This window comes from Luteibacter sp. dw_328, assembly GCF_018449605.1.
In the GTDB taxonomy this organism is placed as follows: Bacteria; Pseudomonadota; Gammaproteobacteria; order Xanthomonadales; family Rhodanobacteraceae; genus Luteibacter.
Genome location: NZ_JAAVUW010000009.1, coordinates 173320 through 200196, shown reverse-complemented (window position 1 = coordinate 200196; position 26877 = coordinate 173320). Strand labels below are relative to the sequence as shown.

At 65.5% G+C, this 26877-nt stretch carries 22 protein-coding genes; 16 read left to right on the top strand and 6 right to left on the bottom strand.

Going from position 1 to position 26877, the window contains the following annotated elements; translation table 11 throughout:
* The 4 genes from HB634_RS20765 to HB634_RS20750 all read right to left on the bottom strand — a co-directional run bounded on the left by HB634_RS20765 (position 1) and on the right by HB634_RS20750 (position 4210).
* Positions 1-1101: a glutathionylspermidine synthase family protein gene (locus HB634_RS20765; protein ID WP_213949975.1), complete on the bottom strand. Its 1101-nt coding sequence runs from the start codon at positions 1099-1101 to the stop codon at positions 1-3.
* Positions 1101-1583, bottom strand: coding sequence for a hypothetical protein (locus HB634_RS20760; protein WP_063572830.1), 483 nt, complete (start codon positions 1581-1583; stop codon positions 1101-1103). The genes HB634_RS20765 and HB634_RS20760 overlap by 1 nt, the downstream gene beginning before the upstream one ends.
* Before the next feature lie 10 nt (positions 1584-1593).
* Positions 1594-1998, bottom strand: a complete 405-nt coding sequence (locus HB634_RS20755) for a DUF350 domain-containing protein (protein WP_213949974.1) — start codon at positions 1996-1998, stop codon at positions 1594-1596.
* Positions 1999-2107: 109 nt separating this feature from the next.
* Positions 2108-4210 (bottom strand): prolyl oligopeptidase family serine peptidase, encoded by a 2103-nt coding sequence (locus HB634_RS20750; protein WP_213949973.1) that lies wholly within the window; start codon positions 4208-4210, stop codon positions 2108-2110.
* A gap of 83 nt (positions 4211-4293) precedes the next feature.
* On the opposite strand from HB634_RS20750, the gene HB634_RS20745 reads away from it, so the two are divergent.
* The 10 genes from HB634_RS20745 to HB634_RS20700 all read left to right on the top strand — a co-directional run bounded on the left by HB634_RS20745 (position 4294) and on the right by HB634_RS20700 (position 17295).
* Positions 4294-6696: a prolyl oligopeptidase family serine peptidase gene (locus HB634_RS20745; RefSeq protein ID WP_213949972.1), complete on the top strand. Its 2403-nt coding sequence runs from the start codon at positions 4294-4296 to the stop codon at positions 6694-6696.
* Positions 6697-6993: 297 nt separating this feature from the next.
* Positions 6994-7086: a K(+)-transporting ATPase subunit F gene (gene kdpF / locus HB634_RS20740; RefSeq protein ID WP_063571509.1), complete on the top strand. Its 93-nt coding sequence runs from the start codon at positions 6994-6996 to the stop codon at positions 7084-7086.
* Positions 7083-8804, top strand: a complete 1722-nt coding sequence (gene kdpA / locus HB634_RS20735; protein WP_063571508.1) for a potassium-transporting ATPase subunit KdpA — start codon at positions 7083-7085, stop codon at positions 8802-8804. Before kdpF ends, kdpA begins: the two co-directional genes overlap by 4 nt.
* A 3-nt stretch (positions 8805-8807) precedes the next feature.
* Positions 8808-10886, top strand: coding sequence for a potassium-transporting ATPase subunit KdpB (gene kdpB, locus HB634_RS20730; protein WP_213949971.1), 2079 nt, complete (start codon positions 8808-8810; stop codon positions 10884-10886).
* Between the two features lie 13 nt (positions 10887-10899).
* A complete protein-coding gene (locus HB634_RS20725; RefSeq protein WP_213949970.1) occupies positions 10900-11088 on the top strand; it encodes a hypothetical protein in 189 nt (62 codons plus the stop codon).
* A 74-nt stretch (positions 11089-11162) separates the two neighbouring features.
* Positions 11163-12581 carry an outer membrane beta-barrel protein gene (locus tag HB634_RS20720; RefSeq protein WP_063571505.1) on the top strand — a complete coding sequence of 473 codons (1419 nt, stop codon included), beginning with the start codon at positions 11163-11165 and terminating at the stop codon, positions 12579-12581.
* Positions 12582-12590: 9 nt separating this feature from the next.
* Complete coding sequence (gene kdpC, locus HB634_RS20715) at positions 12591-13166, top strand: potassium-transporting ATPase subunit KdpC (RefSeq protein ID WP_213949969.1); 576 nt, start codon at positions 12591-12593, stop codon at positions 13164-13166.
* A gap of 136 nt (positions 13167-13302) precedes the next feature.
* On the top strand, positions 13303-15963 hold the full coding sequence (locus tag HB634_RS20710; RefSeq protein ID WP_213949968.1) for a sensor histidine kinase KdpD: 2661 nt from the start codon (positions 13303-13305) through the stop codon (positions 15961-15963).
* Positions 15960-16658: a response regulator transcription factor gene (locus HB634_RS20705; RefSeq protein WP_213949967.1), complete on the top strand. Its 699-nt coding sequence runs from the start codon at positions 15960-15962 to the stop codon at positions 16656-16658. The genes HB634_RS20710 and HB634_RS20705 overlap by 4 nt, the downstream gene beginning before the upstream one ends.
* Before the next feature lie 244 nt (positions 16659-16902).
* Complete coding sequence (locus tag HB634_RS20700) at positions 16903-17295, top strand: hypothetical protein (RefSeq protein ID WP_213949966.1); 393 nt, start codon at positions 16903-16905, stop codon at positions 17293-17295.
* Between the two features lie 54 nt (positions 17296-17349).
* Here the strand turns inward: HB634_RS20700 and HB634_RS20695 are convergent, their stop codons facing one another.
* Complete coding sequence (locus HB634_RS20695; protein ID WP_213949965.1) at positions 17350-18150, bottom strand: helix-turn-helix transcriptional regulator; 801 nt, start codon at positions 18148-18150, stop codon at positions 17350-17352.
* Positions 18151-18292: 142 nt separating this feature from the next.
* Here HB634_RS20695 and HB634_RS20690 point away from each other — a divergent pair, with 142 nt between their 5' ends.
* From HB634_RS20690 to HB634_RS20670, 5 genes are all read left to right on the top strand, one after another.
* Positions 18293-18535 carry a hypothetical protein gene (locus HB634_RS20690; RefSeq protein WP_213949964.1) on the top strand — a complete coding sequence of 81 codons (243 nt, stop codon included), beginning with the start codon at positions 18293-18295 and terminating at the stop codon, positions 18533-18535.
* Positions 18536-18613: 78 nt separating this feature from the next.
* On the top strand, positions 18614-19072 hold the full coding sequence (locus HB634_RS20685; RefSeq protein ID WP_063574111.1) for a MarR family transcriptional regulator: 459 nt from the start codon (positions 18614-18616) through the stop codon (positions 19070-19072).
* A 23-nt stretch (positions 19073-19095) separates the two neighbouring features.
* Complete coding sequence (locus tag HB634_RS20680) at positions 19096-20556, top strand: efflux transporter outer membrane subunit (protein WP_213949963.1); 1461 nt, start codon at positions 19096-19098, stop codon at positions 20554-20556.
* 23 nt (positions 20557-20579) lie between these two features.
* Positions 20580-21791 carry an HlyD family efflux transporter periplasmic adaptor subunit gene (locus HB634_RS20675; RefSeq protein WP_063570590.1) on the top strand — a complete coding sequence of 404 codons (1212 nt, stop codon included), beginning with the start codon at positions 20580-20582 and terminating at the stop codon, positions 21789-21791.
* Positions 21792-21803: 12 nt separating this feature from the next.
* Positions 21804-23330 (top strand): DHA2 family efflux MFS transporter permease subunit, encoded by a 1527-nt coding sequence (locus HB634_RS20670; RefSeq protein ID WP_213949962.1) that lies wholly within the window; start codon positions 21804-21806, stop codon positions 23328-23330.
* 77 nt (positions 23331-23407) lie between these two features.
* Here the strand turns inward: HB634_RS20670 and HB634_RS20665 are convergent, their stop codons facing one another.
* Positions 23408-23941: an acyloxyacyl hydrolase gene (locus tag HB634_RS20665; protein WP_063570588.1), complete on the bottom strand. Its 534-nt coding sequence runs from the start codon at positions 23939-23941 to the stop codon at positions 23408-23410.
* Positions 23942-24206: 265 nt separating this feature from the next.
* Here HB634_RS20665 and HB634_RS20660 point away from each other — a divergent pair, with 265 nt between their 5' ends.
* Positions 24207-26795, top strand: a complete 2589-nt coding sequence (locus HB634_RS20660; protein WP_213949961.1) for an EAL domain-containing protein — start codon at positions 24207-24209, stop codon at positions 26793-26795.
* Positions 26796-26877: the final 82 nt, after the last annotated feature.

The window sequence follows — 26877 nt, the reverse complement described above, 5'->3', positions numbered from 1 at the left end:
TCAGCGAAACAAATGAGGCACGAAACAGCTCGTGTTACGGGTAATACGATCGTCGTCCTCGCGTATCCCGATACCTGCCGGTTCGTCGCCGATCACCCACGAGCCGACCAGGGCATGACGGCCATCGAATACCGGTAGCGGCGCGAGAGACTGATAAACCTGGAAGGGTTTGGCGTCAGCGCGCTCGCCAGCGGCAAGCACCACGATGCCCTCGCCCTCCCGTCCCCAATACGGCTTCCCGACCACCGCGCCCTCGACATCCTCGCGACGCCGGCTCGCAGGCAGCAGGTTCGGATGCCGCGGAAAGTATTCCCAGAGGATGGGCAGGATGGCCTTATTGGAGAGCAACATTTTCCACGGCGGCTCGATCCACCGCGTGCCGCTCGCGGGAATATGCTGGGCGAAGGCCTCGCTCATGAGCCACTCCCACGGATACAGCTTGAACAGGCGGTCGATCGGACGGTCGGCCAGGTCGATGAACGCCTTGCCGGACCAGCCGATCGATTCGATGTCGAGGGCATCTACCGCGTGCCCTGCCTGCGTGCAGGTGTCCAGCAGGTAGTCGCACGTCGTCGCGTCTTCGGGGTTGTCGTAGCACGCGGCGAAGTGCACGCGCGGGCCACCCCCGACAACACGCCATCGTTCGATCAACTTCTCGTGGATCGAGTTGAACTGGTCCGCGTCAGGGGCGACCTCTTCCAGCCAGTACCACTGCACCACCGAGGCTTCGAACAGCGAGGTCGGGGTGTCGGCGTTGTACTCGAGAAGCTTCGGCGGCGAGCGTCCGTCGAAAGACAGGTCCATACGGCCATACAAGGCCGGATCGCGATCGAACCAGCTACGCTCGATCAGTTGCGCGGCGCGATCATCGAGGCCGAGGTCGGCGTAACGACCGGCGCGGACGATGCGGTCGACGGCATCGAGGCAGAGGCCGTGCAACTCGGCTGTCGCCGCTTCGAGCGTATCCACGGCGGCTTCGTCGAATACGTAGCACGCATCCTCACGCCAGTAGGCCTGGCCGTCGATCGTATGGAAGCCGAAACCAAGCGCCTCGACTTTGTCCTGCCAACCTTCGCGTGGCGCAATGATGTCGCGACGCATCAGCCGCCCCGCGCGGAGACACGGCCGCTCGAGCCGAAGCCACCACGGCTGCCGAAGTCGAATCCGGACGGACCATGGCCGGTGAAGCCGGACCCGGAGGCGTAGCTCCGGCCCGGGCCAGGATCGCCCTTGATCGGACCATTGCGCCAGTCACTGCGATACCACGGGCCGTAATAGTGGTACCCACCACCGCCCGCATAGCCTGTGCCGCCGACCGCCTGGTCGCGCGTGCACTGACCGGTGGCGTAGTCGTGCTCGCAGTCTTCCTGCGAGTTGTAACTGTTGCGCTGCACGTCCTTGCCGCCGAGCGTGGCGAAGCCCACCGCGGCGGCGCCCAGCACGCCCAGGGTGATCGCGACGGTTCGCTTGCGCGTCAGTGGTTCCTTCTGTGGGTAGAAGGAAGGATGTCGGTACCCTGTCGCGGGTTTGAATGCCGCATCCTTCTGCGGGGCGATAGACGTCGACTTCGTGTCCTTTTCCATGGCGGTTGCCTCAGTAGGACATCGCGGCGGCATTCAGCGCGCCGACGCATATCGCGACGATCGCGACGAAAAGAGCGACCGACCTCACGTCCTCTTCGATTTTCTGGCGCAGGTTGCGGACGAGCAGTCGCAGGACAAAGTGGGTCAGCAACTGCACGACCCATGCGACCAGCCCCCACAGGGCAAGGTCGGTGAGATTCACGCTGTGCGCGATGGCACTGGCCAGCGGCTGCACGAAGCCCAGCGCCGCGCCGCCGAGGCTGATCGCCGCCGAGAGGTTGCCATCACGGATCAACGCCATCTCGCGTTGCGGCGTGATCCAGATGTAGGTCACCACGAAGGCGACGAAGTAGAAGATGCCCAGAGCGAGATACGCCACGAAGGCGGGCAGGGTGAACAGGTCCGAGACGATCACGAAGGCTTCCTTGTTTGAGTGTTATCGCGAGCACCCTTTCGCCGATGAATCGGCTCCTACCGTGCGGGGTCCGCCTTGCTTGGTAGGAGCCGATTCATCGGCGATGCTTTTACTCGCCGAGCCCAAGCTCGGTGGCGAAGAACGTCATCGACAACGCCGCATTACCCACACGCTGGCTGAAAGGCGCACCAATACCATGCCCGGCATTCATGCGCGTCAGCAGCAACACGGGCTGCCCGGACGTGCTTGCGTCCTGCAACGCCGCGGCGAACTTGCGTGACTGCCACGGAGCGACACGCGGGTCGTTGGCACCGGTGGTCAGCAGCACGGCCGGGTACGCCGTCCCCTTCTTCACGTTGTGCAATGGCGACCACGCCAGGGTGGCTTTTGCTTGCGCATCGTCCTTCACGGTGCCGTACTCGCTCACGTTGTACGGACCATTCGCGAATGCGGTTTCGTGGCGCGGCACGTCGTAAATACCGACGGCTCCGACCACGGCGCGATACTGCTCCGGATGCTGGGTGAGTGCTGCGCCCATCAACAGGCCGCCGTTGCTGCCGCCGAGGATGCCGAGGTGCTTCGTGTCGGTCCACTTCGAGGAAACCATGGCCTGCGCCGCGGCGTAGAAGTCGTCGAACACGTTCTGCTTGTGCAGCTTCTGGCCCTGTTCGTGCCAGGCTTCGCCGAACTCGTTGCCGCCGCGGATGTTGGCGTAAGCCAGGACGCCGCCACGCTCGAGCCACGCGAGGTTGGCGCCGACAAAGCCCGGCGTCACCGGAATGCCGAAGCCACCGTAGCTATAGAGGATGGTCGGGCGCTTGCCGTTCGGCGTGATGCCGTCCATCGAGATCACGGTGACCGGGACCTTGCTGCCGTCCTTCGAGACGCCGTCCACGCGGGTCACGCGGACCTTCGAATAGTCGGCGGCGGGCTTCACTTCGAAGATGGTCTTCAGCGAACCGCTGGCGCCGTCGTACTCCGCCCAATGGGTCGGCGTGGTCCAGCCGACGTAGGAAATCAGCGCCTTGTTCTGGCCGGACTCGGAGGCGATGCCGCTGATAGTGACACCCGTGGCGGGTAGCGGTACGCGACGAACGAAGCCTGCCTTTGCGTCGTACTGGTCGGCCCACCAGTCGGGACCCGCGCTGCGCACGACCAGGAAGCCGTCACCGAGCGGGGTCACGCGCTGGATCGCGCCCTCGCCTTGTTCGAGCACGGGCGTGGTCTTGCCGCCCGCCCCTACCGCGACGATCTTGCCCCGCGGCGCACCGGCGAAGCTGACCACGAAAAGGCGGTCACCCACCCACGCGGCCGAGCGCGCGTCCGCGTCGTGGCCGAGTACGCGGGCAAAGGAGCCCTTGCCTTCGCGCAGGTACACCTCGGCCGGGCCGCCATCGCCTTCGTTGGCGAGCAGTGCGACGGACTTGCCCGCGCTGCCTTCGAGCAGGATGTACTCGGCGACGTGCGAGTAACCCTTGCCGAACACCGTGCGGTCCTTGCTGGCCGGCTCCCCGATCGTGTGGTGCGCGAGCACGGCATCGAACTCGCGCAGGGCCTGACCGGCCTTCGGCGTTTCGAAGCGCGCGTAGGTCACGCCCTTCTCGTCGGCATCCCAGGCCAGCGCCTGGGGTGTCGTGCCACCGCCGGCCAGGGGCAGGACATCGCCCAACGGCTTGCCGCTGGTGGTGTCGAGGATATGGATGGTGGTCAGCTCGCTGCCGCCTTCGGCCGTGCCGTAGGCAAGATAACGGCCGCTCGGCGACGGCCAGTATTCAGTGATGGCGGTGTTGCCATCACCCTGGTTGAGATCGACAAGGGTGCGGGTGGGGCCATCCGGCCAGGCCTTGGCGACCAGCACGGGCTGCGGCTGCGGCGGCGTGTTCTCGAAATAGAACAAGGTGCCGCCGGCCAGCGTGGGCGACGAGCGGGTGGTCGAGGTGATCGCCAGTTCGCGGATGCGGGCGCTCAGCGCCTTGCCCAGCGGCATCGCGCCGACGGTCGCTTCGGTATAGGCGTTCTGCGCGTCGATCCACGCCGTCACGTCCGCCGCGTCCGGGTTCTCCAGCCAGCGGTAGGGATCGTTCACCGGCTGCCCGGCGAGTGTTTCGGCGACCACATGCTTCGGCGTCGGCGGCGGGCTGGTGGGAGCGGCGTGGGCGCCGCAGGCAACGAGCAGGCTCGCGGCGAGCAGGCGGGGAACGAGTACGCGCATGGGGGACGACTCCGGTGGAGGGGACCCGAGCGTATCAAAGGCGCGCTATCCTCGACCGATTTGCCAGACCCGGGAAACGTTCGATGCGCGTACTCGCCGCCGCCCTGCTTACCATCCTAGCCACCGCACCGGCCTTCGCCGCGCCGCCGCCGCTGGACATGGAAACCATCATGGCCGACCCGGACTGGATCGGCGCACCGGTTGAAGACGCTTACTGGAGCGTCGACGGCACACAGCTGTACTACTCGCTGAAGCACGACGGCACGCCGGTTCGCGATCTCTACCGCGTCGCAGCCACCGGTGGCACGCCGGTGCAACTGGATCCGAAAGCCGCCGCGGGCGCCGATGGCACCAAGCTGGTGTTCGACCGCGAGCACCGCCATGCGGCCTTTATCCGGCACGGCGACATCTTCCTGCGTGACCTCGGCACGGGCGCCACGGTGCAGGTGACCCGGTCGGCGGCGAAGGAGCGAGACCCGCACTTCTCCCTGGATGGCCGCCTGCTTTCCTTTCGAAGTGGCAACGCCTGGTTCACCTACGCGGTCGCCGGCGGCCCGGTGACGCCAGCCGCGCTGCTCGAAGAGAAGGACGATCCGAAAGCGACGAAGTCCGATGACCTGAAAGACGACCAGCAGGCCATCTTCAAGACGTTGCGCAGCCTGCGCGCGGACGACGATGCGATGAAGGCCGACGCAGAGGCGCTGGCCGCCGCCGATCCGGGCCAGGCGCCGCAGCCGTTCTGGTTGGGCAAGAACGTCACGGTGACCGATACCTCGTTGTCGCCGGACGGCCGCTGGATGCTGGTGGTTACCCAGGCCAAGGACGCCGATGGCGGCAAGATCGCCGACCTCACGCATTACGTCACCGACTCCGGCTATGCCGAAGCCGAGGCCACGCGCGCCTACGTCGGCCGCAACGATCCGGCACCCCAGTCCCTGCGGCTGCTCGACCTCCGTGCGCACACCAGCTTCGAGCTCGACACCGCGAAACTCCCGGGTATCGGCGAGGATCCGCTCGCCGAGCTCCGTGCGAAGACCGTGGCCGCGCTGCGCAAGGACGGCAAGGGTGACCGTGCCGACGCACTGGCTGCACCGAAGGTCCGGCCCGTCATCGTCAACGGCGAGTACAGCCCGGGCATCGTCTGGAGCGACGACGGTCACAACGTGGCCGTGCAGTTGCGCGCGATCGACAACAAGGACCGCTGGATCGCCAGCGTCGACTTCGACAGGCATGCACTGGTCAGCCAGCACCGCCTGACCGACAAGGCCTGGATCAACTGGGACGGCAACGACTTCGGCTGGCTGCGCGATGGCCGCACCCTCTGGTACCTCAGCGAGGAATCCGGGTTCGCCCAGCTCTACACGCGCCCGCTCGGCGGCAAGGCCACGGCGATCACCAGCGGCCGCTTTGAAACCGACCACCCCGTGCTCAGCCCGGATGGTTCGACCTTTTTCGTGCGCACCAACCAGGTCGCACCGTATAGCTATGACATCTACAGCGTGCCGGCGACCGGCGGCGCGCTGACCCGCATCACCAGGTTCGAAGGCCTGGACGACTTCGCACTGTCGCCGGATGGCCGCTCGCTCGCCGTGCTGCACTCGTCGTCGTACGTGCCGTCCCAGCTGGCGACGATCGGCGTGGACGGCTCGGCGGCTCGCGAGTTGACCGACACACGCAAGGCCGCCTACAAGGCGCGCGAGTGGGTGGCACCGAAGATCGTGCAGGTGCCGTCCAGCCATGGCGCGGGCACCATCTGGGCGAAGTTCTACGGTCCGGCCGACAGCTCGGCCGCGGCATTGCGCCCGGCGGTGATCTTCGTCCACGGTGCCGGCTACCTGCAGAACGTGCACCTGTCCTACCCGGCGTACTTCCGCGAGCAGATGTTCCACAACCTGCTGGTGCAGCGCGGTTATGTCGTGATCGACATGGATTACCGCGCCTCGAAGGGTTACGGCCGCGACTGGCGCACGGCGATCTACCGCAACATGGGTCATCCCGAACTCGAGGACCTGCTCGACGGCAAGGCCTGGCTGGTGAAGAACCAGCACGTGGATCCCAAGCGAGTGGGTATCTATGGCGGCAGCTACGGCGGCTTCATGACCCTGATGGCGCTGCTGCGCGCCCCGGGTGAGTTCGCGGCCGGCGCGGCCCTGCGCCCGGTCACCGACTGGACCAGCTACAACCACGAATACTCGGCCAACATCCTCAACGATCCCCAGCTCGATCCCGAGGCCTACGCGACCAGCTCGCCCATCATGTATGCGGACAAGCTGTCCGACCCGCTGCTGATGGAACATGGCCTGATCGACGACAACGTGCTGGCCAGCGACACCGTCCGCCTGTACCAGCGTTTCATCGAGCTGCACAAGAAGAACTTCTGGATGTCGTTGTACCCGCTGGAGCGGCATGGTTTCGTCCACGCCGATTCCTGGTACGACGAATACCGCCGCATCGACGAGCTGTTCCAGCAAAACCTCGGAAAATGATGCTGTTGTAGGAGCCGATTTATCGGCGATTGGCGTTCCGGCTAGGCCGCTTCGTTGGCTTTTCGCCGATGAATCGGCTCCTACAAAACCCGCCGCGTAGGAAATTTACGGGAAATTTACGCGCCCCGCGGGGCGCGATACGCAGGAAATATCGCCCCGGGAGAACAATGCGCCGTCTTCTTCGACGGAATGCACCCGTGGAACTCCTGTACGTCCTTCTCGTTGTCGCCCTTACGGCGCTGACGATCGGCTTCCTCATGATTTGCGACCGTCTCGGTCGTCGCTGAGGAGCCCGCCATGTCCCTTGTCCTGCTTATCGCCACCGTGGTTGCGGTGGCCCTGACCGGTTACCTCTGCGTCGCCCTGTTGAAGCCGGAGTGGTTCGAATGACCGCGAACGACTTCTTCCAGGTCGGCCTGTACCTGGCCGTCCTCCTCGTGCTGGTGAAACCCATGGGCCACTACATGGCCCAGGTGTTCGCCGAGACGCCCAACCGCGTGAACCGCTTCGGCGCCCGCGCCGAAAACCTGCTCTATCGTCTGTCGGGCATCCGCGCCGACGAGGACATGAGCTGGAAGCGCTACGCCATCGCCATGCTGGTCTTCAACGTAGCCGGCCTCGCCGTCGTCTACATCCTCCAGCGCACGCAGCAGTGGTTGCCGCTGAACCCGCAGCACTTCGGTGCGATCACGCCGGATTCGGCGATGAACACCGCGGTGAGTTTCGCGACGAACACGAACTGGCAGGGTTACGCCGGCGAGTCGACGATGAGCTACTTCACCCAGGCGATCGGCCTGGCGGTGCAGAACTTCCTGTCGGCGGCGACTGGCATCGCCGTGCTGATCGCGGTCATCCGTGGCTTCAGCCGTCGCGGCGTCGCAGCGGTGGGCAACTTCTGGGTCGACATGACCCGGGCCACGCTCTACGTGCTCATTCCGTTTTCCCTGGTGATCGCCCTGTTGCTGGTTTCGCAGGGTGTGGTGCAGAACGTGTCGGCCTATGTCGACGTCGCGACCCTGCAGCACGGCCAGCAGACCTTGCCGATGGGTCCGGCGGCGTCGCAGATCGCGATCAAGATGCTCGGCACCAATGGCGGTGGCTTTTTCAACGCCAACTCCGCGCATCCGTTCGAGAATCCGACGCCGTTCTCCAACTTCGTCGAGATGCTGGCGATCTTTCTTGTTCCGGCGTCACTTTGCTACACCTTCGGCAGCATGGTCGGCGATCGCCGCCAGGGCTGGGCGCTGCTCGCCACCATGCTGCTTATTTTCGTCCCGCTGACGCTGGGACTCGTAGCCGCCGAACAGGCCGGTAACCCGGCGCTGCACGGGTTGGCCATCGACGCGCAGGCCTCGGCCACGCAGGCCGGCGGCAACATGGAAGGCAAGGAGACGCGCTTCGGCATCGCCGCGTCCGGGTTGTTCGCCGCCATCACGACGGCAGCGTCCTGCGGCGCGGTGAACGCCGCCCACGACTCGCTCACGCCGCTCGGTGGCCTCGTGCCCATGTGGCTGATGCAGCTGGGTGAAGTGATCTTCGGCGGTGTCGGCTCGGGTCTGTACGGCATGCTCGCCTTCGCTGTGGTCGCGGTGTTCATTGCCGGGCTGATGGTGGGTCGTACACCGGAATACCTCGGCAAGAAGATCGAAGCGCACGAGATGAAGATGGCGAGCCTCGCCGTACTGATTCCCTGTGCCCTGGTGGTGATCTGCACGGCCATCGCGGTGATGACGCCGGCCGGCACAGCGGCGGTGGCTAACCCGGGTGCCCACGGCTTCAGCGAGATCCTCTATGCGGTGAGCTCGGCGGCGAACAACAACGGCAGCGCGTTCGGTGGTTTGTCCGCCAATACGCCCTTCTGGAACGTGTTGCTGGCCATCTGCATGTTCCTCGCCCGCTTCCCGCTGGCGATCGCGATGCTCGCCATGGCCGGCTCGCTGGCTGCCAAGCGCCACGTGCCGGAAACCGCTGGCACGCTGCCGACGCATACACCGCTCTTCGTCACGCTGCTTGCCTGCGTCGTCATCGTCGTCGGCGCACTGACCTTCCTCCCGGCACTCGCCCTTGGGCCGATCGCCGAACAACTGATGTCCGCCACGGGCCACTGATCCATGACTTCCCAAGCCCATACCCCGCGTGGTTTCGATCGCGCGCTGGTGACTCGCGCCCTCGTCGACGCGTTCCGCAAGCTCTCGCCGCGCATGCAGTTCCGCAACCCGGTGATGTTCGTGGTCTTCGTGTGCAGCGTGGCCACCACGCTGCTCTGGGTGCAGGCCCTTACGGGTCACGCCGAAGCGCCGACCGCGTTCATCTTCTGGGTCAGCCTCTGGTTGTGGTTCACCTTGCTGTTCGCCAACTTCGCCGAAGCGCTGGCGGAAGGTCGCGGCAAGGCCCAGGCCGACGCGCTACGCGGTTCCCGTCGTGACGTGATGGCGAAGAAGCTCGCTTCCGCGGACCGCGAGGCGCCCATTGTCTTCACCCCGTCCAGCGAGCTGCGCCTCGGCCATCACGTCCTTGTCGAAGCCGGCGAGATCATCCCCGGCGACGGCGAGATCGTGGTCGGCGCCGCCAGCGTCGACGAGAGTGCGATCACTGGTGAATCCGCGCCGGTGATCCGTGAGTCCGGCGGCGACCGCAGCGCGGTCACCGGTGGCACCCGCGTGCTCTCCGACTGGATCGTGGTGCGCATCTCCAGCAACCCTGGCGAGAGCTTCCTAGACCGCATGATCTCGATGGTCGAAGGCGCTTCTCGCCGCAAGACCCCGAACGAGATCGCGCTGACGATCCTGCTGGCGAAGTTCACCCTGATCTTCCTGCTGGCCTGCGCGACGCTGCTGCCGTACTCGATCTACAGCGTGCAGGCCGCTGGCGCGGGCGAGCCGATCAGCCTGACCGTACTCATCGCGCTACTGGTCTGCCTGATTCCGACGACGATCGGCGCCCTGCTCTCGGCCATCGGTATCGCCGGCATGGATCGCATGATCCGCGCCAACGTCATCGCCACGTCGGGCCGCGCGGTCGAGGCCGCCGGTGACGTGGACGTGCTGCTGCTCGACAAGACCGGCACGATCACGCTCGGCAATCGCCAGGCCGTGGCCTTCTACCCCGCCCCGGGTATCGAAGAACGCGAGCTCGCGGAGGCCGCCGAACTGGCCTCGCGCGCCGACGAGACGCCGGAAGGCCGCAGTATCGTCACCCTGGCCGCGAAGTACATCAGCGTCAGCGTCAGCGAGCGCCGCCACGACGACCGCCGCGCCGAGTTCGTGCCGTTCACCGCGCAGACCCGCATGAGCGGTGTGGACGTGGGCACCCGCCACATCCGCAAGGGTGCGATGGACGCCGTCATGCGCTATCTCGACACTCAGGACAGCCATCTGCCACCGCTCGTTCGTCGCATGGCCGAAGACGTTGCCCGTCGCGGCGCGACGCCGCTGATCGTGGTCGACGGCGCGCTGACCCTGGGTGTGGTCGAGCTCAAGGACATCGTCAAGGACGGCATCAAGGAGCGCTTCGCCGAGATGCGCAAGATGGGCATCCGCACCATCATGATCACCGGCGACAACCCGCTCACGGCGGCGGCGATCGCAGCCGAAGCCGGCGTCGACGACTTCCTCGCCGAGGCGACGCCGGAAGCCAAGCTCAAGCTCATCCGCGACATGCAGGCCGAGAACCGCCTGGTGGCGATGTGCGGCGACGGCACCAACGACGCACCGGCGCTGGCCCAGGCCGACGTGGCGGTGGCGATGAACAGCGGCACGCAGGCGGCGAAAGAAGCCGGCAACATGGTCGACCTGGATTCCAATCCGACCAAGCTGATCGAGATCGTCGCCATCGGCAAGCAGATGCTGATCACTCGCGGCTCGCTGACCACGTTCTCCATCGCCAACGATATCGCCAAGTACTTCGCGATCATTCCGGCGGCGTTCGCCACGACGTATCCCGCACTCAATGCGCTCAACGTCATGAACCTGGCCACGCCACGCAGCGCGATCCTGTCCGCGGTGATCTTCAATGCGCTGATCATCATCTGTCTCATCCCGCTCGCACTGAAGGGCGTGGCCTACCGCGCGCTCGGCGCTGGCGCGCTCCTGCGTCGAAATCTGCTCGTCTACGGGCTTGGCGGCATCGTCGTGCCCTTCATTGGCATCAAGTTGATCGACATGCTGCTGGTCCTTCTTGGACTCGCCTGACCGAGGTCGCCCCATGCATTCCGTGAAGCTCACCGTTTTCATCGAAGACCACGCCGATCTGGACATGGAAGTCCGCGTCGTCGCCCCGGAACACGTCGCTGCCGTTGCGGGCGCGCCGATCGCGGTGATCAAGCCGCGCATGGTTCCGGTCACACCGCCCAACGACGACGAATACACGCTCGGCGGCTACGCCGGCATCTGAACGCCGTCTTCTGTAAAGCCCAACCCACCCACTCCACCGATAAAGGGGTCCCGAAAGGGATCGGTCAAAACGCCATGCGTACCACTCGTTATGCTTTCCTCGCCGCCATGTTCGCACTCGCACCTGTCACCAAGGCCATGGCCTCGGGCAGTGACGACTGCTCCCAGGGATTCGGTAGCCGCCTTGCCGCCGCCTACCGCGAAGATGCCCAGCCGGCCGATCCCAACGCTGAGGCGCCGGCACGCCGCGGCATGGCCGCGCCGTTCTCGTCACCGCCGTTCCCCTCGGCGGAATGGCAGCTAGGTGGCGTCCCCTATCCGATCGGTGCGCCGAACGAGAACTCGCAGTACCCGCTCGAGAAGGCACTTGCCTGCAACAGCGTCGGCAAGTGGATGAAGGACAACCGCATCGAGGTGTATGGCTGGCTCAATGCCTCGGCCAACCTGAGCACGTCCTCGCACACGAACTATCCGGTGTCGTACGCGGTGCGTCCTAATCGCATCGAGTTCAACCAGGCCCTGTTCCGCATCGAGCGCCTGGCCGACACCGTGCAGACCGATCACGTGGACTGGGGCTTCCACCTGGATAACCTCTATGGTTACGACTACCACTTCACCACGGCGAAGGGCGTCTTCAGCAACCAGCTTCTCAACAATCCCAAGCCGAACGAGCCGCTCAACGGCAAGATTTACGGCTATGACCCGATGCTGTTCTACGGCGACATCTACCTGCCGCACATTGCCGAAGGCATGGATATCCGCATCGGTCGCTGGTTGTCGTTGCCGGACATCGAGGCGCAGTTCTCGCCCAACAACTATCTGGTCACCCACTCGATCCTCTACACCGTGGATCCGTACACCCAGATGGGTGTGATGACCACGACGCGCCTCAACCAGCAGTGGACATTGCAGGTGGGCATCAACGGTGGCAACGACACCGCGGTGTGGAACCATTCGGCACGCCCGACGTTGCAGGCCTGCGTACGCTACGTGTCGTCCGACAACAACGACATGCTCTATCCCTGCGTGAACAGCTTCAACAACTCCGACTACAACTACAACAACGTGCAGATGTACGTGACCACCTGGGGCCATCGCTTCAGTGACAACGTACACATGCTCACCGAGGCGTACTACATGTACGGCCGCAACATTCCGGGCTATGGCGAGGACTTCGATCCGAAAGTCGCTGGCTCGTCACCGTTCCCGGGCAAGGCCGGCGAGTACGGGATCGTGAACTACTTCAACGTCGAACTGGATCCGAAGAACATGATCTCGTTCCGCAACGAGTTCTATAACGACCAGAAGGGTCAGCGCACCGGGTACCCGACCAAGTACACCAGCCACACGCTCGGCATGACCCATTGGGTGACTCCGGATCTCGAGATCCGTCCCGAAATCCGTTACGACCGGTCTTACGACGTCGATGCATACAACGGTGGCCGCAAGGACTACCAGGCCACCGCCGTCGTCGACGCGATCCTGCACTACTAAGGAACTCCCATGACCACCTTGCTGCGTAACGCCATCGTCCTGCTCCTGCTCATGACCGCGGTCACCGGCGTGGCCTATCCGGCGGTGGTCGGTGGGCTATCGGCCCTGCTGTTCCCGCACCAGGCGGCGGGCAGCCTGGTCGAACGTGATGGCAAGCCGGTCGGCTCCGCGCTGATCGGTCAGTCGTTCACGGCGCCCGGCTACTTCTGGGGTCGCCCGTCGGCGACCACGCCGGGCCCGAACAATGCCGCGGCGTCCACTCCGTCGAACCTGGGCCCGACCAACCCGGCCCTGGCCAAAGCGGCGAGCGATCGCATCGCCGCGCTGCGCGACGCCGATCCCCTCAACAAGGCCGCCGTGCCGGTGGACCTGGTGACGGCGTCGGGCAGTGGCCTGGATCCGGAGATCAGCCCGGCCGCGGCCGAGTACCAGCTGGCTCGCGTGGCCAGGGCAAGGCACCTGGATCCCGCGAAGTTGCGCGAGTTGGTGGCGGCCAATACCGAAGGGCGTCAGTTGGGTGTGCTGGGCGAGCCTCGGGTTAATGTGTTGAAGCTCAACCTGGCTGTTGATCAAGCGTCTCGGTAACACCCATCGCCGATGAATCGGCTCCTACAACGAACGGGCCCGCGCTCTTGTAGGAGCCGATTCATCGGCGATACCAGTTTGCCTCAGCCCATCGGCTACCCTTCCCCCATGCACCCTTCGCCCCCGGCCACGCCTCATGACTGACGACCGCGACGCCCGCGCCAACGCGCTGCTCAGTGCCGCGAAGGAAGAGGACGGCCAGCGCCTCAAGGTCTTCCTCGGCGCGGCACCCGGTGTCGGCAAGACCTACGCCATGCTTTCCGCGGCCCGCGATCTGAAACGCCAGGGCATCGACGTGGTCGTCGGACTCGTCGAAACCCACGGGCGTTCGGACACCGCGGCGCTGGTCGAAGGCCTGGAAGTGCTGCCGACCCGTCCCGTGCGCTATGCCGGACGCGACTTTCGCGAGTTCGATCTCGAGGCCGCGCTCGCGCGTCGGCCCGCCGTGTTGCTGGTCGACGAACTGGCTCACACCAATCTTCCCGGTGGCCGCCACACGCGCCGCTGGCAGGATATCGCCGAACTGCTGGATGCCGGCATCGAGGTCTACACAGCACTCAATGTCCAGCATCTTGAGAGCCTCAACGACCAGATCCGCCGGATCACCGGCGTGGCCGTGCGCGAGACCGTGCCCGACGCCTTCCTCGACCGGGCACGCGATATCGTGCTGGTCGACCTGCCGCCGCGCGAACTGATCGGCCGGCTCAAGCAGGGCAAGGTCTATGTGCCGGAAACGGCAGCCGTCGCGCTGGATGCCTATTTCTCGCCGACCAACCTCGCCGCCCTGCGCGAGCTCGCTGTTGAAACCGTGGCAGCACATGTCGACAGCGACCTGCGCGAACACATGCTCGCCCGTGGCGATGCCATGCCGGTGCGCCGCCGTTGCATGGCCGCCATCGACGGCCACGGGCAGAGCGAATATCTCGTGCGTATTACTCGACGCATCGCCGAGCGTCGTGGCGCACCCTGGAGCGTGGTCTTCGTCGATCGCGGCGGCCTCGATGCCGAGCGGCGCGAGCGCGTGGATTCCGCGATGCGTCTTGCTCGCCGACTCGGTGGTGAAGGCGTGATCCTGCGCGGCCATGCCGTGGCCGATGAACTGCTCACCTGGGCCGATCGCGAAGGCGTCGGCCAGATCATCGTCGGTCGTACCCGCGAGCGGCCGATCGCCCGGCGCCTCGGGTTCTCGCTCACCCAGCAGCTGCTACGCCGCGGCGCGCACCTCGAGCTGACCATCGTCGCCACGCCGGCCGAACGCGCTCGCGCACGTCGACGCCTGCGCTTCAAGGATGGCGGCGGGTCCCGCCGCGAGTACGCGTTCGCCACGGGAGCGACCGCCATCGCCATGGCGTTGTCGTTCGTTGCCGATCGCTTCCTGTCGGTGGCCAACCTCTCATTGATCTTCCTCACCGCCGTGCTCGTCGTCGCGGTGCGTACGCGCATGGCTGTGGCTGTGTACACGGCGCTGCTCTGCTTCCTGGGTTACAACTTCTTCTTCGCCCCGCCGCGCTACACGCTGGCCATCGCCAACGCCGATGATGTGCTCGCCGTCGTCCTGTTCCTCGTCGTCGCGCTGGTCTGCAGCCGGCTGGCGACACGGCTGGCCGGACAGGTGACGTCGCTGCGCGCTGCACAGGTGCGTGCCCGCGCGTTGGTCGCACTGGGCCAGCAACTGGCGACCAGCGCCGACGCCGACAGCATCCGCAAGGCCGGCGCGGGGGCATTGGCCCGCGCGCTTTCGATCGAGATCGCGATGCTTGCACGCGACGAGAGCGGCCACTTCAAGGTCGTGAACTCGGTTCCCGATGCCTTCGCGTTATCCACGCAGGACCTCGCGGCCGCCGACTGGTGCGAGGGCCATGCCGAGCCGGCAGGCCGCTACACCGATACGTTGCATGCCGCCTCCTGCTGGATGCTGCCGCTCGGCGCCGAACACCAGCGGGCCGGGGTCGTCGCGTTGCGCTTTCCGCTGAGCGCACGCGAGCCCGATGCCGACCGGCGCAGCCTCGCCCTGGCCATGGTGCAGGACATCGGCCAGGCACTCGATCGGGCGCGCCTCGCGCACGAACTGGAAAGCGCGCGCGTGCAGGGCGAAACCGAACGCCTGCGCAGTGCCCTGCTCTCGTCGGTCTCACACGACCTGCGCTCCCCGCTGGCCTCGATGATCGGCTCCGCCGGCACCCTGCTCAGCTACGACGCCCAGCTGCCCGCCAACGAACGGCACGAACTGCTCCAGGCCATTCTCGGCGAGGGCCAGCGTCTCGATCGTTACATCCAGAACCTGCTCGACATGACCCGTCTTGGCCATGGCACGCTGCAGCTCCATCGTGACTGGGTGGACGCTGGCGAGATCGTCGCCGCCGCCGTGTCGCGCATGCACAAGCTATTCCCCGAGGTGCGGATCGACATGCACCTGCCGACCGACACCGTGCTCCTGCATGTGCACCCCGCGCTGATCGAGCAGGCGTTGTTCAATATCCTCGAGAATGCGGGCCGCTTCACACCGCCCGAGGAGCCGATTCGCGTCACGGTCCGCTCGGAGGCGGGTCGCCTGCTGGTGGACGTGGCCGATCGCGGTCCGGGTATTCCGGAGGACGAGCGGGCGCGGATCTTCGACATGTTCTATTCGGTGACGCGCGGCGACCGCGGCGGCAAGGGGACCGGGCTGGGCCTGGCGATCTGCCGTGGCATGATCGGCGCGCATGGCGGCAGCGTGGAGGCCTTGCCCCACGTGGGCGGAGGCACGACCATCCGGGTCTCACTGCCGCTGCCGCCGCCCCCCACCGAGAACGCATGAACCCCACCGCTCCACGAGTACTGGTGATCGACGACGAAGCGCAGATCCGCCGCTTCCTCGATATCGGCCTGCGTGCCGAGGGCTACCAGGTGCTGCTCGCCGCCACCGGGCAGGAAGGCCTGGGCCTGGCCGTGACGCAATCGCCGGATGTCGTCGTGCTCGACATCGGCCTGCCGGACATGGAAGGCCATGATGTGTTGCGTGAAATCCGAACGTGGAGCGAAGTCCCCGTGCTGATGCTCTCCGTGCGTGACTCGGAAAGCGAGAAGGTGCGTGCGCTCGACCAGGGTGCCAACGATTACGTGACCAAGCCCTTCGGCATCCAGGAACTGATGGCGCGCCTGCGCGTGTTGCTCCGTCAGGGCGCCAAGGGTGGTCAGGCCGATGCGCCCGTGCGCTATGACGACGGCAGCCTGGTGATCGACCTCGCGCGCCGCGAGGTGCTGCTCGATGGCGCGCCGGTCGCGCTTACACGCAAGGAATTCGCCGTCCTCTCGCTCCTGGTCCGTCATCCGGGCCGCGTCGTCAGCCAGCAGCAGATCCTCCGCGAAGTCTGGGGTGCAACGCACACGCAGGACACGCATTACCTGCGCATCGTCATGGGCAAGCTCCGCCTCAAACTGGGTGACGATCCATCCACACCGCGCTGGCTCAAAACCGAACCCGGCGTCGGCTACCGCTTCCCCGCCACCTGAGCCGGTGGCAAAACGGTGCTCCCAAAATCGGCACCTAAAGCATGTAGGAGCCGATTCATCGGCGAACGGGTGCTCGCAAAAACGGCAGCAGCATACGCAGCAACAGCATCGACGTCGGTCCCGCGTCGCTTCAACTGTGACCCATTCCACACCCCCGACCACCCGGTACATTTTTCAGACTATTCTGATTTCCATCGACGAATGAACCCATGACCTTCCGCCTCCTCTCACCAAGGAGCACGTCATGCATTCCTCCCCAACCCGCGCTTGCCTCCAGCACGTCGCGGCTGTCGCCGCCCTGCTTACCGCTTTCGCCATCGCGACGCCGGCGTTCGCCCGGTCACTCGCGTGTTCGAGCGAACGCTTCACCACCGGCAAGCGAACGATGCCGAGCTACGACGAAGCCATGGCCGAATGCATTGCACAGGAAACCGCCATGACGAACCCGGAATCAGGCGCTTTCACACCGTTGCGCTCATGTCACGAGATTGGCTCGAAGGGAAACCATGGGCCGTGGTTGCATGGCCGCATTGGCGTGGACGTGGTTGAGCGCAGCAGTGGGGATCGCTACACATTCGAGGGGATGTGGATGTGCAAGCCTGTTGCTGAGGCTGCCGCGAGCAGCCATCGCCGATGAATCGGCTCCCACGGAGGAGCGCATGAGCAACGGCGATGATGTGGGCAATGGCGATTACGTGCCGGTGGCCTGTCGCGCAAGATAGCGACCCGGCGAATCGCCGAAGGCGCGGCGAAACATGGCCACGAAAGCGCTCGGCGTGGCGTAGCCGAGGGCATCGGAAACCACCGAGACGGGCTCGCCGTGCGCCAGGCGTTCGAGCCCGCGCGTCAGCCGCGCCTGCTGCCGCCATTGCGCCACGCTGCACTGGGTTTCCTGGCGGAACAGGCGCGTGAGCGTGCGCGAGGACATGCCGGCCCAGTTGGCCCAGTCGTCGATGCCGCGCGTGTCATGGGGGTTCTCGTACATGGCCATCGCGACACGGCGGAGGCGGCGATCCAGCGGCATCGGCAGATGCAGTGCCTCCACGGGCGCGCGCCGGAGTTCATCGAGCAGGACGGCGAACAGGCGCTCGCGCTCCGGCTCCGGCTCCGCGGTAGCGACGTCGACAGGCCAGGTCGCGGCGCGCTTGACGATGGCGCGGAAGAGATCGTTTACCCCGACCACGCACGGCCGATCGGGAAGCACGGACGCGGCACACGGCGCGATGAAGACGCCCCAGGCGTGGCTGGGACCCGCAATGCTCACCGTGTGCATCATCCCCGGCGGCATCCAGCCGGCACGGTGCGGCGGCAGCAGGTAGGAGCCGTGCTCCGTTCGCGTGATGAAAAGCCCTTGTTCCACATAGAAAAACTGCCCGCGCACGTGGCTGTGCCAGTCCGTTTCACGAAGCGGTATTTCGCCGCGCGCCTCGTAGGCGATGAGCGGCGGGCCGTCGGCGCTCTCGAGGAGTCGATGTAAGACTTCGTCGTGCATTTGGCCGAATCTCGACATAAGTTGGCCCACTAACGATATCAGGCCGATACCTTCCATGGCTAACATTTGCAACCCCAAGCAACTGTCCCTGCGCGAGGCATCCGCCGACACCTGCGCCCGTGACCCTGAAGCGGAGATCCCTATGATCCGTCTCGTCACTACCGATTTAAGCGAATTGAGCGAAGGCCAGGAGGCGGGCGACGCCTTGGTGACCTTCGTCGCCTGTGCCCACGCCATGCTCGATCCGACCACGTCCGAAGACCAGGTCCGCCGCCTGGAACCCCGTCTGCTGGCTCAGTTACCGACCCTGAGGGCGCTCGGTGTCTTCGACCTTTTCCAAGTACGCGACCCCGCCCTGGCGGCGCTGCTGGCCGAAGAAGGATGAATATCCGAGAAACCTGAAATATCAGGACAGCACATATTTGCCTTGACAACTATATTTTGGGCAATAGAATGCGTGTCCATGAACAGCCACCTGTGCCTCTCCTACGACGGTCGCGACACCCTGGGTGCCCTCATCGGCATGGTGCGTAGCGAAATCGTCCGCGCGATCGAAGCGGATCTCGCCGCGTTGGGTGCGGACCTGAAGTTCACCCAGTTTCATGTATTGAAACGTCTGGCCACCCACGGCCCGATGACGGCGACGGAACTGGCACGGGCGGTGGACCTGGACGGCGGCGCCATGACGCGGCAGCTCGACCAGCTCGAGTCCAAGGGTTACCTGCGGCGCAAACAGCACGAGCAGGACCGCCGGGCCTTGCGCATCGAGCTGACCGAGGCCGGTGAGGCGCTCTGGAAGCATCTATACGAAAGCAACATCGCGACGCTGGATCGGGCCCAGAAGGACCTCTCCCACACCGAGCGCGAGCAGTTGCACGATTACCTGGAGCGCGTGCTCAACGCGCTCCGCGACAAAGACTGAACTAAACGTCCGAGGCAAAACGCATGCGTCTGCACACTCTCGTGGCGGCCGTCGGGGCCGCGTTGATTCTTTCCGGCTGTGTCACCAGCCGTGGACTGGATCCGCAGGGTCAGCTCACCGACCCGACCACCCTTCACGCCGACCGTACCCTGTCCAAGGTCGCCGTCTCGCCGGCCGGCTGGCCGTCGGCCGACTGGTGGACCGGGCTGGGCGACAGCCAGCTCACCTCGCTGATCGAGGAAGCACTGAAGGACAACCCGGATCTGGCCACGGCCGACGCACGCGTGCGTCAGGCGCAGGCCCAGAGCGCCGGCGCCGATGCCGCGCGCGATCCGACGTTCAACGTCGGTGCGGGCGCCGCCGGCGCGCATCTGCCGGGTTCGTTGCTGCCGTCGCCCCCGGGCAACCACTTCTCGTGGACCAAGTTCGGCTACGGCAACTTCAGCTGGGATCTCGACCTGTGGGGTGGCAAACGTGCCGCGTGGGAAGCCGCACTCGGCAGCCAGCGCGCGACCGAAATCGATGCCCGCGCGGCGCGTATCGAGATTTCCACCAACGTCGCTCGCGCCTATGTGCAGCTCGGCTATGCGTTCACACAGCTGGACGTGGCCAAGGCCGAACTCGACCGCAGCAACGCCTCGCAGAAGCTGACCGTGCAGCGCGTCGCCGCCGGCGTCGACAACCAGACGCAGGTCAAGCAGGCCGACAGTGAAGTGGCATCGGCCGAGCGCGAGATCGCCGTGTCGGAGCGCGCCATCGATACCGCGCGTATCCAGCTCAGCATGTTGCTGGGCAAAGGTCCGGATCGCGGTATCGACATCGCCCGCCCGGCCGCGCTGACGCCGTCGGCCGTGGCGATTCCCGCCAACCTGCCCGCGGACCTGCTCGGCCATCGTGCCGACCTGGTCGCCGCCCGCTGGCGTGTCGAGGCGGCATCGAAGGACATCGTCTCGGCGAAGACCGAGTTCCTGCCCAACGTGTCGCTCGGCATTCTCGCCGCGCAGGCCGCGAGTGGTTCGGACAACCTGTTCTCGTCACGTGCGCGCTTCTGGCAGGTGCTGCCGGCGGTCAGCCTGCCGATCTTCGACGGGGGTCGTCTCCGCGCGAACCTGTCGGGCAAGGATGCCGAGTACGACCTTGCCGTCGCGCAATACAACAAGACGCTGGTCGGCGCGCTCAACGAAGTGGCCGATGACCTCTCCGGCCTCGATTCGCTGGGCACGCAGATCCAGGCGCAGCAGCGTGCGCAGGACGCCGCGCAGCAGGCGTACGACCTCTCGCAGCTCCGCTACAAGGCCGGCGTCGGCAGTTACCTGGAATCGCTCGTGGTGCGCCAGCAACTGCTTGAAGCCCAGCAGCGCATGGCCTCCCTGAAGGCGCAGCAGGTCGACACGTCCGTCCAACTCATTCAGGCGCTCGGCGGCGGTTTCCGCCCCGAGGCCGACGACCAGCCGGTCGTCGCCGCCACGCCCGCAACCCACTAAAAATCGTACCGAGGCCGCTTCCGATGTCACAAGAAACCATTGCCCCATCCGGCGCCGTCGTTGCGCCGCCCCCGAAGAGCCGTCGCGGCTTCTTCCTCAAGTTGCTGGTTGCCGTCATCGTGCTGGCCGCGATCGGCTGGACCGTCTGGTATTTCGTGGAGGGTCGCTGGTACGAGGACACCGACGACGCTTACGTCAACGGCAACGTCGTGCAGATCACCCCGCAGATCGCCGGAACGGTCACCTCGATCGGGGCCGATGACGGCGACCTGGTACACCAGGGCGACGTGCTGGTGAAGCTCGATCCGAGCGACGCCGAAGTCGCACTGGAGAGTGCCCGCGCCAACCTCGCCAACACGGTGCGCAAGGTGCGTGGTCTCTACAACAACGTGACCTCGTCGCAGGCCGATGTGGCCGTGCGCCAGACCGCCGTGGATCGCGCTCGCCAGGACTATAACCGTCGCCGCGATCTCGCCAAGTCCGGTGCGATCTCCGCCGAAGAACTGTCGCACGCTTCCGATACGCTGACCTCCGCCGAGAGCAGCCTGGCTTCCGCGAAGCAGGCTTACAGCAGCAACAAGGTGCTCGTCGACGATACGGTCGTCGCCTCGCACCCGGATGTCCGCGCCGCGGCCGCCAAGCTGCGTTCTGCGTACCTTGACGATGTCCGCGCCACGCTCGTCGCGCCGGTGGACGGTTACATCGCCAAGCGCACCGTGCAGGTCGGCCAGCGCGTTCAGCCGGGTGCCGCCCTGATGGCCGTCGTGCCGCTCCACGAGGTGTGGATCGATGCGAACTTCAAAGAAACCCAGCTCAACCAGATGCGCATCGGCCAGCCGGTCGACGTGACCGCGGACCTGTACGGCGGCAAGACTGTGTACAAGGCAAAGATTCGCAGCCTGGGCATCGGCAGCGGCAGCGCGTTCTCGATCCTCCCGGCACAGAACGCCACGGGCAACTGGATCAAGATCGTCCAGCGCGTGCCGGTACGCGTGGTCTTCACCGACCCGAAGCAGCTCGAAGAGAAGCCGCTTCGCCTGGGCCTGTCGACCAAGGTCTCGGTGTCGCTGCACGACCAGAGCGGCCCGCTGCTCTCCACGCAGGCGCCGACCAAGGCCGAGTTCTCCACGCCGATCTACGACAAGCAGCTTGCCGACGCCGACAAGGACATCGCCCGCGTGATCCACGAGAACGCATCGGCGGGTGAAGGCGAACAGCAGAAGGCTCCGAAGTAAGGAGGCCGCCCAATGAGCACCGAATTTCGACCGCCCAACCTGGCGCTGTCCACGATCGGCTTATCGCTTGCGACCTTCATGCAGGTGCTCGACACGACGATCGCGAACGTGTCGCTGCCGACGATCGCGGGCAACCTGGGTGTCAGCTCCAACCAGAGCACGTGGGTCATCACCTCGTTCGCGGTCAGCAACGCCATCGCGCTGCCGCTGACCGGCTTCCTGACGCGCCGCTTCGGTGAAACGAAGCTGTTCGTCATGGCCACGCTGCTGTTCTCGATGGCCTCGTTCCTGTGCGGTATCGCGCAGAGCATGACCATGCTCATCGTCTTCCGCGCCATCCAGGGTGCGGTGGCCGGCCCGATGTATCCGATCACGCAGAGCCTGCTGATCTCGATTTATCCACCCGCCAAACGAGGCATGGCGCTCGCCCTGCTGGCGATGGTCACCGTCGTCGCGCCCATCGCGGGCCCGATCCTCGGTGGCTGGATCACGGACAACTACACGTGGCCGTGGATCTTCTTCATCAACGTGCCGATCGGCATCTTCGCCAGCTTCGTGGTGGCGAACCAGATGAAGGGACGTCCGGAGGTGACCGAGAAGCCGAAGGTGGATTACGTCGGCCTGATCACGCTGATCATCGGCGTGGGTGCGCTGCAGGTGGTGCTCGACAAGGGCAACGACGAAGACTGGTTCTCATCGCCGTTTATCGTCGTCACCGCGATCATCGCCGCGATCGGCCTGGCCGTGTTCCTGATCTGGGAGCTTACGGACAAGGACCCGATCGTGAACCTGAAGCTGTTCCGACATCGAAACTTCGCGATGGGCACGCTATGTCTCGTGCTGGCTTACGCAGCGTTCTTCGCCATCGGCCTGCTGGTGCCGCAGTGGTTGCAACGCAACGTGGGATACACCTCGACGTGGGCGGGCCTCGCCGCGGCGCCGCTGGGTATCATTCCGGTGATCCTGACGCCCTTCGTCGGCCGATACGCGCACAAGTTCGACCTGCGTGTACTGGCTTCGGGTGCGTTCCTGGTGATGGGCGCGACGTGCTTCATGCGCTCGGAGTTCTATCTCGACATCGATTTCTACAGTGTCGCGATGGTGCAGCTCATCCAGGGCCTGGGCGTGGCTTTGTTCTTCATGCCGATCCTCAGCATCCTGCTGTCCGATCTGCAGCCGCGCGAGATCGCGGCGGGCTCCGGTCTCGCCACCTTCCTGCGTACGCTGGGCGGTAGTTTCGCGGCGTCGCTGACCACGTTCCTGTGGGATCGACGGGCGATCGTCCATCACGAGCGGCTGACCGAAACGATCACGCCGTTCGACCCGACCGCACAACAGGCACTGACCACGATCGGCCACGGCGATCCGCAGTATGCGACATCGGCGTTGAACGCGATGATTACCAACCAGGGCTACCAGATCTCGTTCAACGAGGTCTTCCAGTTGCTCGGTTACGTCTTCATCGGCCTGGTGTTCATCGTCTGGCTGGCGAAGCCACCATTCGCGGCCAAGGCCGGCCCGGCCGCGGCGGGACACTAAGACCAGGCGGGCAACACGAAGCACAAAAAAAGCCGGCGCTGCGAAGCGCCGGCTTTTCTCTGTCCGAGGGACAGGAATCAGAGGTCGAAGCCGATACCCACCAGGGCCATCGTCTCGCCGCGGTTCGGCTCCTTGAAGCTGCCGTTCGAGATGTGGCGGATCTGGAAACTCACGTTCTTCATCTGCCAGCCGAGTGTGCTGACGAACTCGTAGCTGCTGGACAGCGCCTGCGTGTGGCCGCCTGCCGTGCCAGCGACCTGGAAGCTGAAGAAGAGTGGCTGGTACCAGTCGCTATCGGTGCCGTAGTGGAAGCGGGCGCCGGCGGCGCCGAGCCAGACATTGTTCGTCACACCGGGGCTGTAATCGTCGTAATGCGCGATATGGCGACCGTTGATGTAGCCGACCGAGACATCGGGTGACCACGTGAAGCGGCTCTGGCCGATCTGGTAGGCGTTGAAGACGGACTCGAGGAAGAAGACGTTGGTGCCGTGCGTGTCCATGTAGCTGCGGCCCCCCTGGAGTTCCAGGTGGGTATCGGCAGCGGCGGGGAGGGCGACAGCGGACAGGAGTACGGCGGCGATGACGCCAAGTGTGGGGCGGGACGAGCGCATGGGGGAACTGGTCCTTGTGGTGGGACGTTTGTTAGTGAACTGGATCGTTCGGTAAATCGTGTCCATCGAACGTGAATAAAAGAGGTTACTTAAGAATATTCGTGCCGATATTGCACCCGCCTTTCGTGTGTAGCGGTATCAGGCCCTGTCAGGGGTCAAGGCGGCGGCACCCCTGCCGTTACAGACGTACAGGGCCCTGCCGCCGACCAGCGGCGGGAACAGGAACGGCGTTGGGGCGCAAGGGGGCGTGACGGTGGAAGGCGCGATGGACAAGGGCGCGGCGAAACGGCGCGCCCGGCGTATCCGTCTGACCACCTGGGGCGTCTCGCTCGGCCTCACCGTGGGCCTCGTCACGCTGGTCGCCATCCTGCAGATCGACGCCTACCGCGGCATGCTTGCCAATGGGCGCCGGCAGCTTGCCGGCTCCGTCGGTGGCACGGTGCGCATGGTTGACCAGGACATCGACGCCAGCCTCGGGCCGTTGCTCGCGTTGCGGAACGCGGTCAACGGCATCGCGCCCGGTCCCCTGCACATGAGCCTGGGCGAAGTGCAGGCCCGCCATCCCGAGTTGCCGACGTTAGTGGCCCTGGATGCGCAGGGCATGCTGCTTGCCAGTAGCGGTGCGTCCTTGATGGACTGGCGCGACAGCCTGGCCGCTCCGCGGCGCGAGGCGCTGGGTGCCAGCGTGCGCGTCATCGTCACCGATACACACAACGGCGCACCTTCGGCCATTCGTGTCCTGGTCGATTCGCGGGTCGGGGAGCCGGCGGCCTTCGGCACGCTGATCGACGAAGAACGCGTACGCGATGGCATGAGCCGCTCGATGATGGGCGGCAGTGCGGATATGGCGGTCTTTTCGTTGGATGGACGTCGCTTCGCGAGTAATCGCACGGACCGCGGCATGTCCTGGAGCGGTCCCGTGCCCACGCCCGGGGCGAGCGGACAGCATGCCGACGACCTGAGGATCTACGCCTGGGCCGCGTCGGCTCGCTACCCGTTCGCGGTCCAGGTCAGCCTCGACCGCGCCGGTATCTTCGACGAATGGCTCCGGCAGGCGCGCTCATCGATGCTGGCGACGTTCGCGCTCGTCCTCTTGCTCAACGCCTTCGCGGCAGCCTTCGATCGCGCCTATCGCCGACAGAGTCACCTCATCCAGGCCCTGTCGCTCAGCACCCTTCACCAGCGCGACACCGACCGCGATCTCGCGGCGAGCGAAGCGGCTTACAGGCAGCTGATGACGCGTATGCCGCTGCCGGTGATCATCGTGCGTAACGATCGTATCGAGTACGCCAACCTGCTTGCGGAGGAACGCCTCGGGCAGGACGGCGCGACACTGGTTGGCCGTCACGCCGCGGAATTCATGGACGCCGACGCACTGGAGGCGATGCGCGGGGGCGCGCCGGAAGGAACGAGCGTCAATGCCTGGCTCAACCCCGAGGATGGCATGCCCTTCGAGGCCGAACTGGCGCTTTCGGACTACCGGGACTCACGTGGGCGCGGCACCCTGGCGATCGTGCGCGACGTGACGCAGCAGCGCCGTTACGAAGAACGACTCAATCACCAGGCGACGCACGACGAGCTCACCGGCCTGCCCAATCGCCGTGCCTTGCGCGAAAAGCTGGAGCATCTGGTCCGGCAATCGCAACGTGATGGCTCCGGCGTCATGGTGCTCTTCATCGACCTCGACCATTTCAAGTTCATCAACGACGCACTCGGGCATGCACTGGGCGACCAGGTGTTGCGCGACGTGACGCTCAAACTGGGCGATGTCCTCGACGGACTCGGTCACATCGGCCGCTTCGGTGGCGACGAGTTCGTCGCGATGATCCCTTTCACGTGTTCACCGGCGCGAGCGCTCGACGTGCTGCCGCGCATCCAGTGCGCCATCGAAGAGCCATTGGAAGTCGGCGGCACGATGCAGCGACTGAAGTGCAGCATCGGTGTGGCCTTCGCCACGCGTGACGGTTCCGACGCGGACACGCTCATTCGCAATGCCGATACGGCGATGTACGACGCAAAGCGTTCGGGGCGTCACACGTGGAAGCGGTATTCCGCCGACATGCACGCTACCGCCATGGCGCGTCTGACCGTGCTCTCGCGGTTGTCCGGCGCTAACCTCGACAACGAGCTTGCGCTCGCCTGGCAGACGCAGCACGCGGGCGACGACGGCCGCGTCATCGGTGTGGAAGCGCTATTGCGCTGGCCGTCCGCGCCGGGAGACCTGGGTACGCCCGACAAGCTGGTGCCCTTGCTGGAAGAGACCGGCGCCATCGTGCAGATCGGCCAGTGGGTGTTGCGCGAGGCGTGCCGGCAGCAACGACGCATCGCCGCCTTGCTGGGTCCCGGCTGCCGGATCGCCGTGAACATCTCGGCGCAGCAACTGGTACACGTCGACCTCGTGGCCGAAGTGCGCCAGGCACTGGCCGAAACGGGGGCGAGCGCTTCGTCGCTGGAGCTGGAGCTGACCGAAAGCGCCTTCATGAACGAGCCGGCACGCGCTATTCGCACGCTGCACGAGCTGCGTGCGATGGGCGTCAGCATCGCGCTGGACGACTTCGGCACGGGCTATTCGAACCTGACCTATCTGTCGCGGCTTCCGCTGGACAAGATCAAGATCGACCGGCATTTCACCAGCGCGCTGCTGCAGGACGACGTCGACGCATCGATCTGTCGTTCGATCGTCTTCCTCGCGCGCAGCCTCAACCTCGAGGTCGTCGCCGAAGGCGTCGAGACCGACCGCCAGCGGCGCTGGCTGCTCGACGAAGAGTGCACGTCGATGCAGGGCTTTTTCTTCTCGCGCCCGGTGTCCATCGATGAGCTCGGCGAGGGCGCACGCGAGGTTCGTTTGACCTGAGGCTGGCCGGCCGGCAAGGGGAGGTTGTTCCCCGGGTGCGCCAATGTGTTCTTCCCACGGCGATTTATCCCCCGCGTGACAC

What these genes read in the sequence shown, in the direction of transcription:
- HB634_RS20745 (WP_213949972.1), top strand. Translation starts at nt 4,294, where the DNA reads ATGCGCGTACTCGCCGCCGCCCTGCTTACCATCCTAGCCACCGCACCG.
- HB634_RS20700 (WP_213949966.1), top strand. Translation starts at nt 16,903, where the DNA reads ATGCATTCCTCCCCAACCCGCGCTTGCCTCCAGCACGTCGCGGCTGTC.
- kdpC (WP_213949969.1), top strand. Translation starts at nt 12,591, where the DNA reads ATGACCACCTTGCTGCGTAACGCCATCGTCCTGCTCCTGCTCATGACC.
- HB634_RS20720 (WP_063571505.1), top strand. Translation starts at nt 11,163, where the DNA reads ATGCGTACCACTCGTTATGCTTTCCTCGCCGCCATGTTCGCACTCGCA.
- HB634_RS20765 (WP_213949975.1), bottom strand. Translation starts at nt 1,101, where the DNA reads ATGCGTCGCGACATCATTGCGCCACGCGAAGGTTGGCAGGACAAAGTC.
- HB634_RS20660 (WP_213949961.1), top strand. Translation starts at nt 24,207, where the DNA reads ATGGACAAGGGCGCGGCGAAACGGCGCGCCCGGCGTATCCGTCTGACC.
- kdpF (WP_063571509.1), top strand. Translation starts at nt 6,994, where the DNA reads ATGTCCCTTGTCCTGCTTATCGCCACCGTGGTTGCGGTGGCCCTGACC.
- HB634_RS20690 (WP_213949964.1), top strand. Translation starts at nt 18,293, where the DNA reads ATGATCCGTCTCGTCACTACCGATTTAAGCGAATTGAGCGAAGGCCAG.
- HB634_RS20705 (WP_213949967.1), top strand. Translation starts at nt 15,960, where the DNA reads ATGAACCCCACCGCTCCACGAGTACTGGTGATCGACGACGAAGCGCAG.
- kdpB (WP_213949971.1), top strand. Translation starts at nt 8,808, where the DNA reads ATGACTTCCCAAGCCCATACCCCGCGTGGTTTCGATCGCGCGCTGGTG.
- HB634_RS20680 (WP_213949963.1), top strand. Translation starts at nt 19,096, where the DNA reads ATGCGTCTGCACACTCTCGTGGCGGCCGTCGGGGCCGCGTTGATTCTT.
- HB634_RS20670 (WP_213949962.1), top strand. Translation starts at nt 21,804, where the DNA reads ATGAGCACCGAATTTCGACCGCCCAACCTGGCGCTGTCCACGATCGGC.
- HB634_RS20760 (WP_063572830.1), bottom strand. Translation starts at nt 1,583, where the DNA reads ATGGAAAAGGACACGAAGTCGACGTCTATCGCCCCGCAGAAGGATGCG.
- HB634_RS20695 (WP_213949965.1), bottom strand. Translation starts at nt 18,150, where the DNA reads ATGCACGACGAAGTCTTACATCGACTCCTCGAGAGCGCCGACGGCCCG.
- HB634_RS20725 (WP_213949970.1), top strand. Translation starts at nt 10,900, where the DNA reads ATGCATTCCGTGAAGCTCACCGTTTTCATCGAAGACCACGCCGATCTG.
- HB634_RS20750 (WP_213949973.1), bottom strand. Translation starts at nt 4,210, where the DNA reads ATGCGCGTACTCGTTCCCCGCCTGCTCGCCGCGAGCCTGCTCGTTGCC.
- HB634_RS20710 (WP_213949968.1), top strand. Translation starts at nt 13,303, where the DNA reads ATGACTGACGACCGCGACGCCCGCGCCAACGCGCTGCTCAGTGCCGCG.
- HB634_RS20665 (WP_063570588.1), bottom strand. Translation starts at nt 23,941, where the DNA reads ATGCGCTCGTCCCGCCCCACACTTGGCGTCATCGCCGCCGTACTCCTG.
- HB634_RS20675 (WP_063570590.1), top strand. Translation starts at nt 20,580, where the DNA reads ATGTCACAAGAAACCATTGCCCCATCCGGCGCCGTCGTTGCGCCGCCC.
- kdpA (WP_063571508.1), top strand. Translation starts at nt 7,083, where the DNA reads ATGACCGCGAACGACTTCTTCCAGGTCGGCCTGTACCTGGCCGTCCTC.
- HB634_RS20685 (WP_063574111.1), top strand. Translation starts at nt 18,614, where the DNA reads ATGAACAGCCACCTGTGCCTCTCCTACGACGGTCGCGACACCCTGGGT.